Annotated in this window: 9 protein-coding genes and 1 pseudogene; 1 reads left to right on the forward strand and 9 read right to left on the reverse strand. The window is 56.9% G+C overall.

What is annotated here, in order from left to right:
* Positions 1–1,168: 1,168 nt before the first annotated feature.
* From dsbG to G3N97_RS27355, 4 genes are all read right to left on the reverse strand, one after another.
* Positions 1,169–2,047: a thiol:disulfide interchange protein DsbG gene (gene dsbG / locus G3N97_RS27340; protein ID WP_205996145.1), complete on the reverse strand. Its 879-nt coding sequence runs from the start codon at positions 2,045–2,047 to the stop codon at positions 1,169–1,171.
* A gap of 415 nt (positions 2,048–2,462) precedes the next feature.
* Positions 2,463–2,597 carry an ATP-binding protein gene (locus tag G3N97_RS40025; protein WP_277397784.1) on the reverse strand — a complete coding sequence of 45 codons (135 nt, stop codon included), beginning with the start codon at positions 2,595–2,597 and terminating at the stop codon, positions 2,463–2,465.
* A gap of 261 nt (positions 2,598–2,858) precedes the next feature.
* The gene (locus G3N97_RS27350) at positions 2,859–4,862 is read right to left on the reverse strand and encodes an ABC transporter permease (protein ID WP_205996146.1); all 2,004 of its coding nucleotides are present in this window, start codon (positions 4,860–4,862) and stop codon (positions 2,859–2,861) included.
* Between the two features lies 1 nt (position 4,863).
* Positions 4,864–5,991: an efflux RND transporter periplasmic adaptor subunit gene (locus G3N97_RS27355; protein ID WP_205996147.1), complete on the reverse strand. Its 1,128-nt coding sequence runs from the start codon at positions 5,989–5,991 to the stop codon at positions 4,864–4,866.
* 419 nt (positions 5,992–6,410) lie between these two features.
* Between G3N97_RS27355 and G3N97_RS27360 the strand changes: the two genes are divergently transcribed.
* The gene (locus tag G3N97_RS27360; protein WP_205996148.1) at positions 6,411–7,814 is read left to right on the forward strand and encodes an efflux transporter outer membrane subunit; all 1,404 of its coding nucleotides are present in this window, start codon (positions 6,411–6,413) and stop codon (positions 7,812–7,814) included.
* Positions 7,815–8,222: 408 nt separating this feature from the next.
* On the opposite strand, the pseudogene G3N97_RS27365 reads toward G3N97_RS27360, so the two are convergent.
* The 5 genes and pseudogenes from G3N97_RS27365 to G3N97_RS27385 form a co-directional block, all read right to left on the reverse strand.
* Positions 8,223–9,472, reverse strand: a pseudogene (locus G3N97_RS27365) (IS256 family transposase).
* 97 nt (positions 9,473–9,569) lie between these two features.
* Positions 9,570–11,261 (reverse strand): TniQ family protein, encoded by a 1,692-nt coding sequence (locus G3N97_RS27370; RefSeq protein ID WP_205996149.1) that lies wholly within the window; start codon positions 11,259–11,261, stop codon positions 9,570–9,572.
* A complete protein-coding gene (locus G3N97_RS27375; RefSeq protein WP_205996150.1) occupies positions 11,258–12,748 on the reverse strand; it encodes an ATP-binding protein in 1,491 nt (496 codons plus the stop codon). Before G3N97_RS27375 ends, G3N97_RS27370 begins: the two co-directional genes overlap by 4 nt.
* Complete coding sequence (locus tag G3N97_RS27380) at positions 12,745–14,952, reverse strand: Mu transposase C-terminal domain-containing protein (protein ID WP_205996151.1); 2,208 nt, start codon at positions 14,950–14,952, stop codon at positions 12,745–12,747. The genes G3N97_RS27375 and G3N97_RS27380 overlap by 4 nt, the downstream gene beginning before the upstream one ends.
* A 1-nt stretch (position 14,953) precedes the next feature.
* Complete coding sequence (locus tag G3N97_RS27385) at positions 14,954–15,757, reverse strand: TnsA endonuclease N-terminal domain-containing protein (RefSeq protein ID WP_346778126.1); 804 nt, start codon at positions 15,755–15,757, stop codon at positions 14,954–14,956.
* Between the last annotated feature and the right edge of the window lie 321 nt (positions 15,758–16,078).

A 16,078-nucleotide genomic window follows, 5' to 3' on the forward strand; every position in this document is an offset into this window, starting at 1 on the left:
TTCGCCAGGTCGATGCCGATCGTTGTAATCTCCATGGTGGGCGCTCCCGCTGTTCGAGTGGTTGACGACACTTCCACTCTGGCACATCAATGCCTTTATAGGTGGGGGCGTCCATCCCATTGCTTACGGTATATCTCTCACCCTTTGGCCCGATCCCGCAGCACTTCGCATGGCCCAGACATCGCATGGCCGTGGCAAGCCATCGCACCCCTGCTCAAGGAATGCCTCACCACTTGGCGTAGTCGGAGTACCGCCGCCGCAGTCAATGACGCTTATCTAAAACGATAACTGTTTTTGCTGGCTGCATAGCTTACGCGTCTCACCTGACAGGGTTCAAATTACTTCTTTCGGTTAGAGTATCGCCCCCAAATCTCAATGATTAGAAGCACGGCTCCAAAAATCATGGTAGCCCAGGCAACAAAATAAAATGTGCCTTTAAAGTTCTTAAAATTAACTAATCTGACAATGATGTGAGTTAATAAAATAATAAAATAAGCGAATAGCACCGACGCTTGTCGGTTTCTGTATGGCACATTTAGTCGATCTTTTTTGAATAAAAAAATCATGATCTTCAGTCTCCAGATAACTATATCCAGATGAGAATCTAGGTTGAAGTAGCTTTGTCGCAATTCTTCCCACAGGTCGCGCGGAGCACGTCAGCAGGCGTCATCGCAGACCGTTGATAATACCGCAGAGCCAGCGCAAGCGCCGATTATGACCGCGGTGCAAGGAATAGTGAGTGAACCTAACGTTATTGCGGACCCGACAACGCATTCTGCGCTAACGGCGGCGCAGACGCCGCTTCCCAGGCCATTACAAGTGGACACGCAGGCGAGAGAAGTGCCGCCACCGGTTGGGGCAGAGTTGCAATTTCCGCTCTGGCATCCAGTGCCGCAGTACTCGCTCGTTGTCCCGCACCAGCCGTAACCGCTGCAGCACTGATCTCCAGGACAAAGGTCGCCATTACTCTGAGTTCCGCATTGTTGCGAAAAAGCAGCGTTGGTCTGCAGCATGAAAAAACAAATTATTGACCAGAATGCGATATTTTTTATATTAATTCTCTGTGCAATCATGTTTTTGCCTTTTTGTGATGTATGCTAGAGATGCGGTCGAAAAAATTGAAACTCTCTGTGAGATTGATTTTAAGAAATATCGGTTTTTCGACGATCTATCGAAAGCGTTGCAACTCAGGGTCATCAACTGATTGAAGTTTCATTGATAGCATATAAGGAAGTGTAGATAACTTTGGCATACCCTGATGACTTGCGAGATGCCCTTGGGCGTCACGAAATAGAATGGTCGGAGTGCCCTGAAATCCAATTTTGTCGAACAAATCTTTATTTTCTCTCAAAATTTTTCGATCTTTTTCTGAGATGATATTTTCTGGTAAAATCCCACCGGATTCATTTTTTTCAGAGAAATTTATTTCCAGTGCAGCCAGCAATTTTGCTCCGTCTTCTGAATCGAGAAGTGCTGCAGCTTTGCCAGCGGAATCGGGTTTGAGGAATCCCATGGGAATCCAATGTACTTGCAATCCTGCAGCTTCGTACGGCTGAAGCGCCTTCCATGCGAGATGGCAAAAAATGCAATTGGGATCCATGAATACGTAAATTTTTGATTTTACATTTCTCCCGGTAGCTCCCTCGACGATAGCGGGGGCCTCTTTTATCATGTTTTCGTATTTATTCAGATCGACTTTCGTTCCATATTTCTCCAGGTATTGCGCACTCAGATCGCTGCCGTCTCCGTCTAGAATTCGTCCCGTTATTAGAATATTGTCATGCCCTTTTGGCGTATAAACGAGCATGTTTTCCCCGGGGCGAGAGGATAGGACATATCCGGTTAAATCTCCTGCAGCGGGGAACACACTAACGACCTTCAATCCTCCGACCTCAGCTTTAGTGACAGCAGTTGGCACCGATGCGACGGTTGCTTCAGCTGCCGATGTACCGGTGGAGTTATTTTCTGTATCAGCGAGAGCGTAGAAATTAAATATGACACCCGCGACGAAGAGAACTGGATAAGATAATTTTTTTATTAATCGCATGACGTTGGTCGTTATGGGTAAATGTTTAAGTGTTCGACATGCCCAGTTTTGCTATTTAGACTATATCTAGAAAATCCTAATTTTCAGTAGATACTAGATCAAAACAAAGTAGTGCGGGGGGATATTTTTATTGATTTTTTAAATCGCAATTTTTTTCTAGAAAAACTCGATAATTTAAAATGCCATCACGCTTGATTGATTTGCTTTGGAAATGGAATCCAGTGAGATTTGCCTATCTGGATGCACCCCCGGATTGCAATCGGTTTTTGCATGTAGATCGACAGGTGTCAACATCGGGCGTAATTTCCCCAGAAACCTCGAAGTAAATTTCCCCATCCTGTGTGTTTGCGGTGATCAGCCGCTAAATGGTCAGGTGAGCTCTTTTGGGGGCGAGCCGGTTCGACGGGGGCTGGATTCAGCGACGATGGCCGGTTGCGCAGTTGGTCAGGTAGCGGTCGGCATGTTCGCGCAGTCGATACGACGAGCCCTCGATCTGTACCACAATCGCGTGATGCAGCAATCTGTCGCTCAGACAGTTGCTGATGGGCATGCTCGATCACGTTCGGGAGATTCGATCGCAAGATCACTGCGATGGAAGCACAGATCCGTCGATGGCACCGGGCACGCGTAGCATGCTGCCTGCGTTTCGATGCCCAGGCAGCAGTGATGTCCGTCGCCGTCCCTCCAGCACGCCCGGCAAGCACCGGCGCCAGCGTTGCTTCGATTGATGCCCATGGCAAGCGCGTAGCGAGCACTGCCATCTGGCTTCGCAGACCGAGCTATGAGTCAGTTGCCCTTATCCCGGCACCGGTCATTCGTCGGCGAGTGCCTTCACAGGGTCAAGGCGCGCAGCCTTCAATGCCGGATAGGAACCGAAAACGATGCCTGCCACGCTCGACACCACCAGCGCCATGACGATCGAGTCAATTGAGAAAATCATTTCGAGTTGCGGAATTCCGGCTGAGAGCTTGCCGGCCACATAGGCTAGCCCAAGCCCCACCACGCCGCCGCACACACAGACGTAGATTGCCTCGAACAGAAATTGCAGCAGGACTTCCACACGACGTGCCCCGATCGCGATGCGTACGCCGATCTCGTTCTTTCGCTCGGATACCGACGTCAGCATCATGTTCATCACGCCAACGCCCGCGACGACAAGCGCTATCGCCGACATTGAGCCGATCAGCCACTCGAGCTTGTCATTGGTCGACAGTATCGTAGCCCGAATCGTGTCAGTATCGTAAATGTGGAAATCCATCGCCTGGTGACGCCGGACCATGAGACTGGTCAGCGACGTCAGCAAGCCGGTCTCGACCGCACCTGCGGTGGGCCGCACGATGACTTTGTCCAGATCGGCGGCGGGGTTGACGCGTTCGAGGTAAGCAGTGTAGGGCATCCACATGGTCGGTGACGGATTCGCTGCCAGCCCCGGTCCCGGCCTGGTGACGCCGATCACCAGACATTGGATCGCCCCGACGATGACAAGACGGCCCACGGCGGTGCCGTGCCCAAACAGATTGTTGCGCGCCGCCGTGTCGAGCACGACTTCGGGTGTCGCGCGCTGAATTGCCCGTCTGCCGAAAAAGTGGCCTTCGGCCATCGTCACCTGATTGACAGCTGGGTAGGTACTGTCGACGCCATTCAGGGTACCGTTAACCGTTGCCAGATCCGAGCGCATCAGTTGCGCGCCGCTCACCAACGGTGTCGCACTGTCGACTCCATCGTGCCTCGCAATGGCTGTGAGATCGTCCATCGTAATTGGACGAACGAGTTGCTGCGCCGCCGCCTCGAGAAAGCGCTCCGGAAAGACTTCAATCGTATTAGATTGGACACCCTGAAGCGAATTGATGATTCTTTGGCGCGATGCTTCGCCGATCGCGCTCGAACACACTACTGCAGCAACACCGATCGCGATGCCAAGCACCGTCAGGAACAGGTGCATCCGACGACGATTGACTGACGTAAGAGCGAAGCGCACGAGCGGCAGGAAGCGAAGGCGGTGTTGCGGCGCGACGGTGCTTGCCGAAGCGCTCGCCCAGCGAGGGCCATCGTGAGGCTTGCTGTCCGACTCGCATACCACCGCGTCACCAGTTGGCCCGGCACTATGCACGGTGCAAACGTCGGAGACGACCTTTCCATCTTCGATCGTCACCACACGCCCAGCATGTCGAGCGACGGCGGGATCGTGCGTCGCGAAGACAATCGTGTGGCCAGCAGCGTTCAGTTCGCCGAGTGCCTGCATGAGCCGCTCGCCATTTTTTCGATCGAGTGCGCCGGTTGGCTCATCGGCGAGGATGATCTGGCCGCCGTTCATGAGCGAACGCGCGATGCTCACGCGTTGCTGCTGACCGCCGGAGAGTTCCGCTGGCCGGTGCAGTAGTCGTTCGGCAATCCCGAAGCGTTCCGCCAATACGGCAACGCGCTCGCGCCGCGCGCTCGCGAACGTGCCAGCGTAGATGGCGGGCAACTCGATGTTCTCGAACGCGGTGAGCCCGGCAAGCAGATGGTATTTCTGAAAAATGAAGCCAAAGTAGTGGCGTCGGATGGCGGAAAGTTCGTCGTGACCGAACGTGGCGATATGTAGGCCTTCGATGGCATATGTACCGCGCGTTACCCGGTCTAGACAACCGATGACATTCAGCAGCGTGCTCTTGCCCGAGCCCGAACTGCCGACGATCGCGACCATTTCTCCTGCGTCGATGCGCAGCGAAACGTCGTCGAGCGCGCGCAGTACGTTACCGCCCTTCAAATACTCACGCGAAACGTGTTCGAGTTCGAGCACGGGAATCAGCGTGCCGGATACATCATGCGTCATGTTACCGACCCTTCGGCGTCGAGGGTGCTCCGGCGAGTTCGACCTTCGTGACGACCCGCGCGTCTGGCCGGAGTCCGTCCAGAATCTGTATGACGTTGCCGTTGTCGATGCCGATCGTTACCTCCCTGAGCTGCGGCTTGCCGTGATCCAGCACCTGCACAAAGCCCTTCTGGCCGCCGGGGAGGACGTTGACCAGTTCAGATGGGAGTGCGATCGCATCGGAGGCGGATGCGACTCTCATACTGACCCTGGCTGTGGTGCCGAGCCTCAACTGCGTGTCGGGATCGTCAACGCCGATTACCACATCGAAAGTGACTGCGCTCGGCTGTTTCTGTGACGAGAGCGAGCTTTGGGTATCGAAATCGCGCGGGGCGGGTGCGACGGAACGGACGGTGCCGTGATATTCACGGCCGCCCCCGAGCAGAACGATCGACACCTTTTGTCCGAGCCTGACCTTGCGGACGTCGATCTCGGACACTGCAGTTCTGACGATCAGCTTGTTTGGATCGGCTAGCATCACAATGTTCGGCGTCTCCTGATTTGCATTGACGGTTTGTCCCCGAACCGACAATACGGCGACGACAACGCCTTCGCTTGGTGCGCGGATTTTGGTGTAACCGAGCGAGACCTGAGCGGTGTTGACGGCGATCTGATCCACGATACGTTGCTCTTGCAACGATCGAAGCGTTCCCTGCGCGGCCTTATAGACCAGCCTCGCATTGTCCATGTCCTGTTGCGATCCCGCGTCGCTCCCGGCAAGCCTGCGTGTGCGATCGAATGCGATGCGGTCCTGCTCGAGGGTCGCCGTCTCCGATGCGATCTGGCCGTCGAGCGAGGCGAGCGTCGCGCGCGCGGTATTCAACGCGTCGATCTGCGTCGCGCTGTCTATCTCCGCAATCATTTCGCCTTTCTTGACGCGGTCGCCGAGCGTAACACCCATCGTCTTGATTTCGCCTGACACCTGCGCACCTACGTTGACGACGTTCGAAGAGTCGATTGTGCCGGTGGCGAGGACTACATCGGCAATCGCGCCTCGCGTTACCGGAATCGTGAGGTAGCGAAACGCTGGCTTCGCGACTCGATGCGAGACGTAAAAGTATCCGCCTGCGATCGATACCAAAGCGATCAATGATATAGCGACTACTCCACTACGTCGGGAGATTTTCACGGACACGTCTACATTTTACTTGTTTAAACGAAAACGATCAGGCGCTGCCCGGTGATTGATGCAGGCGTCCAGCGCTCCTCCAGGCTGATAAGCTTGCAGAAGATAACGTATCGGCGTCGCGATGGTCAACGGATGGTATTCTTTTCCTGATAAAAATGATAACGCCGTCATTGAATACCATTAAAGTTCCATCATTGGAAAATAATCCTAAATCAAGTATCGAAATTGAAATTTGAATATTTCGCTTGCTTTATGGGTTTGGCCTTCGTACGATGATTCGCGCAAGTATTGCGCACAGGTGTCGCATAAAGCGCGGGCGAAATACCCGCGACGAGGAGCTCGAACGCCAACCATATCAAAAAAATCGGAGTATCTGTTCCATGATGCCGGGTGCATGCTTCAGAAGTTTCGTCTTCAGCTTCGCCTGCCTCGTCGGATCGACTTTCCTGTTCAGTAGTTGCGCATCGCTGAATCAATCGACCTACGAACGTCCCCAGTTGTCCTTTGCGCCGAATTGGTACGGTTCGGCATCGAAAGGGATGCTATCTGCGTTGCCGTCATGGTGGGTGGCATTTGGCGACCCCGCGCTCAATCACCTTGTCGACAAGGCGATGAAAGCAAATCGAGATCTTGCAACCGCAGTCCTGAGTTTGCGTCAGGCAAAATTGCAGGTTGACATTGCCCGGGAACAGGGCTATCCAACGCTCGCGGCAGGGATCAGTTCCTCCGTCTCGCGCAGTTTCAAGGCGCCGAAGACGACCACTCACGAAGCAGGCACTTCTCTGTCGGTTTCCTGGCAGCTCGATCTGTGGGGAAACATTGCAGACCAGGTCGATGCTGCCGAATGGGAAGCGCGCGCCACCGATCAGGACAGATTCGCGGTCGCCATGACGGTCAGTTCCGAGGTGGCCGACGATTATTGGCAGCTCGCACTTATCGCCGACCAGATCGATCTGAATCGTAAGACCATCGAATATGACGAGCAGACATTGCGCCTCGTGCAGTGTCGTCATGATATTGGTGTCGCAACGGCGATCGACATTCTTGCGGCGAAGCAGACGCTGAGTGCCGCGGAGCGAAACCGGAGCGAACTCGAGAACGAGCTGGTCCAGACTTCGAATTCTCTTTCGATTCTGGTGGGCGATCCCGTCGGAACGGCGTATTCCGTCGAGGCACGCGTTCTGAACCAGACGCCGCCGGATATTCCGGTTGGCGTACCCGCTGACATACTGTCTCGAAGACCGGACGTCAAAGCGGCGGAACTCCGGCTAAGGGAATCCCTGCGCGACGTCGACGTGACACGCACCAGCTTCTATCCGACATTGGGCTTGACCGGCGCCGGCGGTACGTCGAGTGAAGCGCTCCGCAATCTGTTGCAGAATCCAGCGGGTTCGATTGTGGCGTCGATCGCGTTTCCATTTCTGGATGCGTGGACAATGAATTCGCAGATAGCATCTTCACGGATTTCCTACGACGAGCAGGTCGTCGCGTTCAAGAGGAGCTTCTATCAGGCTTTGGTCGACGTTGAGAATGCGCTGTCGTCAGTCGGCGATTACAACGCACAAATCGTCCAGCTTCAGCAAGCGGTGGAGTATGCAAACGAAAGCAAACATGCTTATGCGATGCAGTACGAGGTCGGCACGGTACCATTGCAAACACTACTCGATGCAGACGAAGCTGCACACAATGCGGTATCGTCACTATCCAGTGCGCGTTACCGCTTGGTTGTGAGCGAGGTCGCGCTGATGGTCGCGCTCGGTGGCACGGTCGACCTGCCGCAATGACCGTCGGCTAGCCGGGACAGGAGAATTAAGCCGCTACGCTTTCGCCGTTGGTGTGCACCGTTTGCGCTTTATCGATCGTCAGCGTTTGCAGATCTGCATCGTAGGACACGGCATATTGCGAAAACCGCCGTAGTGCCGCGTCGCTTGATAGCACGAGGCACAGCGTGACGCGTCTAACTGCACGGCCCGAGTCATCGATCGTGATTACACGTTCATATTGCGTACATCGGAAGTCTGGAGTATCCGCTGGGTGTGCAGGTAAGGCATAGGCTAGTACGACGCCCCATGACACTACCCGAGCGATCTGAGGCACGAGACGAAGAAGATGCGTTTTCATGGCCGTCATGTCGAATGAGTGGAGGATTCTGGGAGGGGGCAGAATTTCCGTGTTCAAGGCGGGGTTGAGATTTACACGGATGGCCGAACGAATCGGTCCGCGTAGAGGATAGCGAATTGGTTCATCGCTGTCTTCCAGTCGTGAGCGGCACGCCCCCAGTCGGCGGTGATATTGCGCAGCGCCAGCCAGATCAGTTTCGTTGCTGCGTCATCGGTCGGGAAGTGCCCCCGGGTCTTGATGATCTTGCGTAGCTGCGAGTTGATGTTTTCGATGGCGTTCGTCGTGTAGATCACCTTGCGCACGCCCGGCGGGAACGCAAAGAACGGAATTACGCGATCCCAGGCGTTGCGCCACGCCGCGCTAACCGGCGGGAATTTCTGGCCCCACGGGCCTTCGGCAAACGCATCAAGTTCGGCTTGCGCGGCTTCAGCGCTCGGCGCGGTGTAGATCGGGCGAATCGCAGCGGCCAGCAATCTGCGGTCTTTCCAGCTCGCGTAATCGAGGCTGTTACGAATCAAATGCACGATGCAGGTTTGCAGCGTCGTGGCCGGAAACACGGCGGCCAGCGCTTCAGGCATACCCTTGAGGCCGTCCGTCACGGCAATCAGGATGTCGCCTACGCCGCGCATTTTCAGGTCGTTGAAGACCTTCATCCAGAACTTGGCACCCTCGGTGTTCTCGATCCACAGGCCCAGAATGTCGCGCGTGCCGTCGGGCAGAATGCCCGGCGCCAGACAGACGGCCTTGTTGCGTACAACCGCGTCTTCGCGCATCTTCACGCGCAGCGCGTCGAAGAACACGCCGGATACATCGGTTCGAGCGGTCGGGCCTGCCACGCGGTGACTTCGGCCATCACTTCATCAGTGACCTAACTGATGAACTCGGGCGAGACCTCGGTCGCGTATTGCTCTTGCAGGAAGCCCTGAATCTCGCGCACGGTCATGCCCCGGGCATACATGGAGACGATCCTGTCGTCGAAGCCCGTAAAACGTCGTTCGTGTTTGGAAATCAGCAGCGGCTCGAAGCTGCCGTCGCGGTCACGCGGCACCTCGATGCGGATCGGGCCGTCTTCGGTCAGGACCGTCTTGGCGCCCCTGCCGTTGCGCTGGTTCGTCACGCTGGCCGGCTTGGCAGCGCCAGGCGCGTAGCCGAGATGATGATTCATCTCGCCGCCCAGCGCCCGTTCGATCAGCGCCTTCTTGAGGGCGAGCGTCGCGGCGTTGATGACTTCGGCCGTCATCGGGCCGTTGCCAAATTGTTCGAGTAGTTCAGCGGAAATTACCGGTAGCTCTACCGACGCGGTCTTCGGTTTGCGAGGCATAGGTTCTCCTGGGGAGGATCATATGTCTTGAACACGGAAATTCTGACACCCCCGGGGAATAGCACCGACTGTCTAGCTTGAAGTATTTCGATCTGAGTCATTTCCGGCGCTGATATGCACGCCCACCGATCGCCTGACCTCGCCACGCCGGTGGACCATCCCACTTGATCGTAATTCCCGCTCCGGACAGTTTTTCCAGTACATCGATATTTGCAGCCAGTGGTAACAAAGGCTCCCATCCGCAGTATTCGATGATTGCCTGAGCAGCGTATAGTCCTACACCGGACAGAACGACAGCTTCGAACATCGGCGCTGCGTCTCCCCGTGCGCTCAGCACGGCATATGCCCACCACAACCGCCTTGCCCGGAAGTGCCACGTTGACTCCCGGTTGTCGGCAACCCGCTTGAGCGTGCGTGGATATCGTTCGCGGTGCCGGGGGGTGTCCACGACAGACACAGGCAGCGCTGCGAGCAAACGCTCCTTCGTTACCTGTTGTGGTTTGCCGGACCGGGCAAGTAATTCGGCGGCGGCCGTGTCAATGTGCGCTGCAAAACGCTCGTCATCCGGTGACGCAGTTTCTGCAGACGATCTTCGGCGCGCTCCGTCCGTTGTCGGCGCTGAGAGCGTTTCAATAAGCCATTTCCGGTCATGCTCGTAGAGCCACGATGTGATGCGATTCACTCTGCGCCACAGGTCTTCGAGCGTCGTTTTCGGATCTTTTGATAGCTCGTCCCGTATCCGGCCTCGGTGCGCTGCACGTGGTGTGGATGGAGGCGACGCCACAGAACGCCCGGAATGAGACTCGGCGGCCCTCGTGCCGCGAACTGCATCCTCATCGGACACTCGTTGCAGGGCCCGCGCAAACTTGTCTCGCGTACCAAAAAGATACATCGCCAGCAGCAGGTGCCGGGTAATTGGCATATCCCAGGTGGTGTTGTCGCCACCTGTCAAGCGTATCCAGAAGCTCATCCTCCTTAAGGCGAATGCCGGATCTACCGCGGAAAGAAACGCGTCACCCAATTCTCCGATCAAGTGTGCCTGGAACGCTTTCGCCTGTACCTGCGATCCCCATGCAAAGCCCAATTCACGAATACGGTTCTGATACGCAGCACGAAGGCGAAAGCGACCTACCTGACCCAATGGGCAATTAAGCAGATCGTGGGCAAAACACGCGTAGTCATGCATGACCCGCAGGTCCGACGCACTCGTGTCTTCCGCCCCTGCCACGCGCCAGCCACAGTGGCAAGCGTGCCACGGTTGGCGCAGCAGGCGTGCGCGAAACTGGAACGGTCGACGACATTGAGGGCAACTCGACAGCAAACGCCCGCTGTGTCGCCAACAGACGCTGACGCCCGGCACGTGGTGAGCACGATGCCAGTAACCCATGCCAAACACATGGACGTCCTCTTTCACGCAGGCTGGACACAACCGTGCTTCTCCGTGATGCCCGACCACGCGACGAGGTAGTCGACTCACCATGGCGCCAATGTCTGTGGTAGTGGATTGTGGCCCTTCGGCGAGAAATGGCTCGAACAGCGGCCAAAGGGTATTCTGTTCCAGAAGCTTTAGCCGTGCCGCAGCCGAACTGTCACCCATGCGATCCGCAAGATGCAGCATCGGCGGCGACACGATTTGCTCCAACGCAAACGGGATGCTGTCGAACAGGTCCAGAAATGTCTCTGCCTCAACCCGGTTGCCCGACAGCAAGTGATGTCGGGCAACGCGCGACTGGATGGTCTCGTCAGGCAGCGACGGAACAAAAAACAGTAGTGCTGGCGTCGAAGTCATGAGGCAGCATACGCCGTCGAAAATTCAAGGGCATCTTCCAGCAACCATCCGGCGTCCCGTAATGCAACACGCGGCGCTTCATGCCCGGCAAGAGCGCGTGCTTCAGACGGAATCCGCTCTCCAGTGTTCGTAGTGCCGGTCGCTGGATTTGGGGTCATTCGGCATGCTTCCGGCGAAGATGGCACAGCGCTCGCAGCGACCGGTCGCCGCATATCACGAAGGGTCGACAGCTGCGACGGCACGCGCGCGTCCCTGTCGATCACTCCCATCATCGCAGCGATCTGGCTGTCGAGTGGGAGCAGATCCTCGAATTTCGCCATGCGCGTGGTGTCGCCGCTACGCAATGCGTCGAGCGCTGGTTTGAGCAACTGCATCCGTGTGTCGGCGATGGTGCGCAACAGCCTGACCGACAGGCGTTCTTCGCCCGTGTGGATCGCGTGCCGCTGGGCGAGCACGAGCAGCTTGATCAGGATGTCCGTCACGCCTTGCGTCAGGTCGTACAGCACGTTGCGCAGCTCGGCAGTAAGTGGCTCTGCATGGCGAATCCACTGGTACTGCCATGCAGCATCCACCAGGAGCGCCCATGCCGGATCGTCACTCGTTGGCTGCCTGAAGTCGCTCAGCCCGAGCCCCGTGGCGCGCCTAGCGTTGCGCATCACATCCGAGAAGAGATCGATCATCGAATTTGTGCCCACGAACACGACCGGTATGCCGATGCTGTTGATGAGGTTCACAAAGAAGTTGAGCATGTTTTCCTTGCCACCGGTCTTTGCCACACGCAGATGCTGCAGTTCGTCGATGATCAGCACACCGACGAAATGAGTGCTCGCGATCTGTTCAATCTGGTGAACAAGCGGGACAATCCCGCGAACTGACCGGTAGCGTTTGGCATAGCGCTCGTCTCCGATCGCTCGGTCAATGGCTCGAAAGAAAGCGTGGCATAACCCTGTGAGCGAACCGTCGAACGGACATTCGATCTTCAGCCAGGGGATCTGAACCTGAACAAGCTCGCGGCCTCTGTACTGCTGGTGACGAATAGCCTGCGGATAGAGCCGGAGAATGGATTCCAGTGCCGTAGATTTGCCGATCCCGCTCAGCCCCACGACGCTCAGTGTGGTTGCGGTGGACCGGAAACCACTTTCGGAGGTCTGGCCAAGGGCAAGCGCATACATGTGCCGCCACGTCGAGTGCGCAAGTGGATTGCGACCGACGTATCCGCTACGGATCAGCGAAGACAGCGCAGATTCGAGTTCCAGGTGGATCGGCAGCGGTTGAACCAGTTGCAGCAACCGGTCGATGCAGTGCAGCCGAACTTCCTTCGATAGCCCGACCTCAATTCCCGGTTCTTCCGGAAACAGTGCCAGGGCTGCTGCGGCATCCGCCTCTGCGCGGATTGACGGCAATGCTTCGATGAGCGGATTACCTTGATACTGTGCGATGGGCGACTCGACATATCCGGCGGCAACAAGGCGAGCAGGTGTCGTCATGTCCGATTGCTCCTGTTTCGCAGTCGCCCGAGCAGGTCCAGCACTTCGGCGCCGCGTTCGCCAGCATATGTATCGACAACGCCTTGCGTAGCCACGGCAGGCGCGGGGCTGGCCGCCGGACTCTTACCACCCACCGGCGATGTGTCACTCGCTCGTTGACGCTCAGCAGCTTTTTCGAACACCCGATGCATCCTGATATCGCCTACCTGGCGGCTATCCGGGAGGGGCGTGGCTGGTTTCGCCGCACGTTTGTCGATGCGAGCCTGTTCCACGGTTGCGTCGATATGCGCATCCAGGCGGACCCGATCGTTGAGCGAGGCAAACGCGTTTTCGGTTGCCGGCTTGCCGGTCATGCCAAGCATGTCGATAACTTCCTCCAGACGGCGCCGGGCGACCCGCTCCTCTGATGCGAGCAGGTCGCAGCGCACGAAGGCGCGTTGTGGGTCCTGAATCCACACATGAGTCGTGTCGTTCGGGTCGTACCAGACTGTTACACTGCGGCGTCCGCTGCGGCGCGCTGTGGCGAACCAGTTCTGCTCAATCGCGAGGGCGCACGAGTAATACATGCCCTTGAAGCAGATGCCGCCACGCTGGATCGACGCATTGTCGCGTGGCAGAAGATGCAGGTAGATGAGGTCCTGCGGCTGCGCATTCGGTGTGGAGAGTCCGTGGTCCATTCCCCATTGCCAGAGATTGACCGGCGATGGCTCCAGCTCCGCGGAGATCATGTCGGCCGTCAGGCGTTCAGGTCTGCGGCTGTGATGGTTGTAGTGCAGCACGCTGCGGATCATGATGCGGGTGAACTCCTCGAGGTCGAGAATCGCGTCGAGGCGGTAATCGCGCTCGCCGCGTTCGGCGATTCGCTGCCTGACCGCGCCTGGAATCCAGTGAATCTGCGCGGTCTTGTTCAACAGACGGAACCGGCTTTCCACGATCGATTTCCAGTCTGGCCGAAACGGCGGCGCAATCGCAATGTCGATTCCAAGGCCCGATACGATGCCCTCGGCGGCCTGGCCGAGCATCTCACCGCGGTCTGCCATCAATTCATGGGGAAGATGGTGCGACGGCCAGGCCGATGGCTCGATTTCAACACCATATGCACTGCAGAACGCCACCTTGTCGGCAAACGCGTTGAACAACGCGTGCCGTGCGCCGTTCCAGCTCGGCCCTTCCAGCCCGACAAAGATGCCCACGATCATGGTCGAGAAAACGTCGATCACAACGTAGACGACGGGGCGCCCAATGACCCAGTTCCGGTTGTATCGGCTCACCAGATAGATGTCCGCGATGGTCGCGTCGATCTCGAAGCGGTGCCCCGGCCCGTAAACGCCGTCGTTGGACCGGCCGGTCAATCCGCGATGATCCTTCTGCCAGCGCCGCTCGCCCATGCGTGACCGGTAAACCGCCAGATCATCAAATGCCTTTTTCCCCCAGTAACTGAACTGCCGAAGGCTCGGTAACTGGTGGAGGGGCTTGAGCGTCAGATCGTCCGTCGACGCGCCGGGCATGACGTGCTCTTCAACGTAGAACCGTCGCAGGGTCCGGTGATAAGCATCTACCACCGACGCGACTTCGTTGTTCCGGTAGAGGGAGTACCCGATCCGGATGAAGCCTTTGTCGTCCGCACCAAGTATTTTTCCACAGCGCTCGTCGCCCGCAACTGCATGTACGGGAGGCCGCCCGGGACGTTTTCCGGGCGCGAATACGCGATCTTTACCGGGGCCACCGGCGTTCCCATAGTTGGGCAACAGCGCGTTGCGGATCTGTCCGAACATCCAATACCGGTAGAGCAAGCGGTAGAGCGTCTTGCGCTGTGTTTCTGTAGCTATGGCATGTCGCGCGACGAGCGGGCCCATTGCCCCTTCGGCGAATATTTCTCCTGGCACGCCGGTCTCGACCAGACCGGCAATACGCTTCCAGTTGCGATCACGTGACTCCCGGTCGGACGGCGTGATATCTTCTTCAACCTGGAGCATGTACGCAGGCAATCGGAACTGGGTACATCGTGCGTCGCCGCGTTCAAGCCATGTGCGAATCTCTGCGCCCGAGATGGCCCACGGTTTGCGGGGTGTGGGCACTATAGAAATTAGTGTGGCCGGTGCAGCAGGGCCGCCGATCCAGAGAATGCGCGCCAGTCCTTCGAACGGCAGGTTATCGGACAGAGCTTCAATAACCGTATTGAGCAGCGTCGTGGTGTCGTCCATGTCAGGCCGCCATCTTATAGTGAAGTAGACCGTCTGACGCGATTTGTATCCGCGGCGCGGGTGATGTTACTTTCATGGGCGTTTCGAGATCAACGAGAAGCACCTTGTGCCAGACCAAATGTCTGAACAGCCTGACGGCATCTGGATAAGGCATGCGCAACCGATAACTCACGGTGCGAAGCAGCGACGAAAGTGTCCGGTCGTGCGTCCCGGCGTCTGCAATACCCCCGACAAAACTGGCCTGCAGGGTGTCGTCGCGCAATTCCTGTGCAATTTCCGCGCAACCGCGAAGCCAGATGAGATTGCTGGCCATCACGTCGCTCATGCTTGTCTCGGTGACGAGCTTCCAGTCGACGCCGCGCTGCGCCCAGAAAGCTTTTTCGAGTTCGAGCTTTTCGAGTGTGCGAGCGAGCCGGTTGCTGGGTGCCAGCTCGTCCGCATATTTGACGGTCCGGGCGAATTCGCTAACTGTGCCGTCATCTGATTTCACGGTGACAACGAAATCGGTCGTCATCACAAAAGGCATAGTTGTCCCCGCATAAAGCGGATAGCGGATGCCCCGTCGAAGGGCGATATCCTGAACCGACGCAACCGGAAGAAGCGGGAACTGCTCGCGAATGTCGATGACGCGCTCTGAAAACTCAAGCGCTACAAGATAGCGATACTCAAGATCAGAGAGCACGTGGTGAATGCGCCCAGCCTTGAGTCCATGAACCTTTCGCGAACGTCCGCGGGACGGTACGTCCTGCACGCGAAGCCACGGTTTGTAGTCAACACCAACGCCCTGCCCAAAGCCTTGGGCCACATACCGCTCGATGTCCTGCTGTGTTCTGAAACGCCGCGCCCGCATGCCTGCCCCGTCGAATGAGAGGGCAGGAGGATACCGGGATGCAACCGGTTTGTGTCAAACTTTATTGTTTTGTGTCTAACTATTTAGTCTCCTGTCGAACTCTATTGTTCGCTCACAAGACGTCCTTGAACTTGTTGGAATTCATCGTTTGTTGATTTGCAGTAGAAACTGACCCACTTTTTGCATCTAAAACTGACCCACCCTCGTGGCGCAGAATCATCACTCCTGCGCGCCAACTTCTTCGTCTTTTACTGTCTTAGGTGAGGTTTTGCGGGA

The sequence above is a fragment of the Paraburkholderia sp. Ac-20347 genome (assembly GCF_017104805.1).
In the GTDB taxonomy this organism is placed as follows: domain Bacteria; phylum Pseudomonadota; class Gammaproteobacteria; order Burkholderiales; family Burkholderiaceae; genus Paraburkholderia; species Paraburkholderia tropica.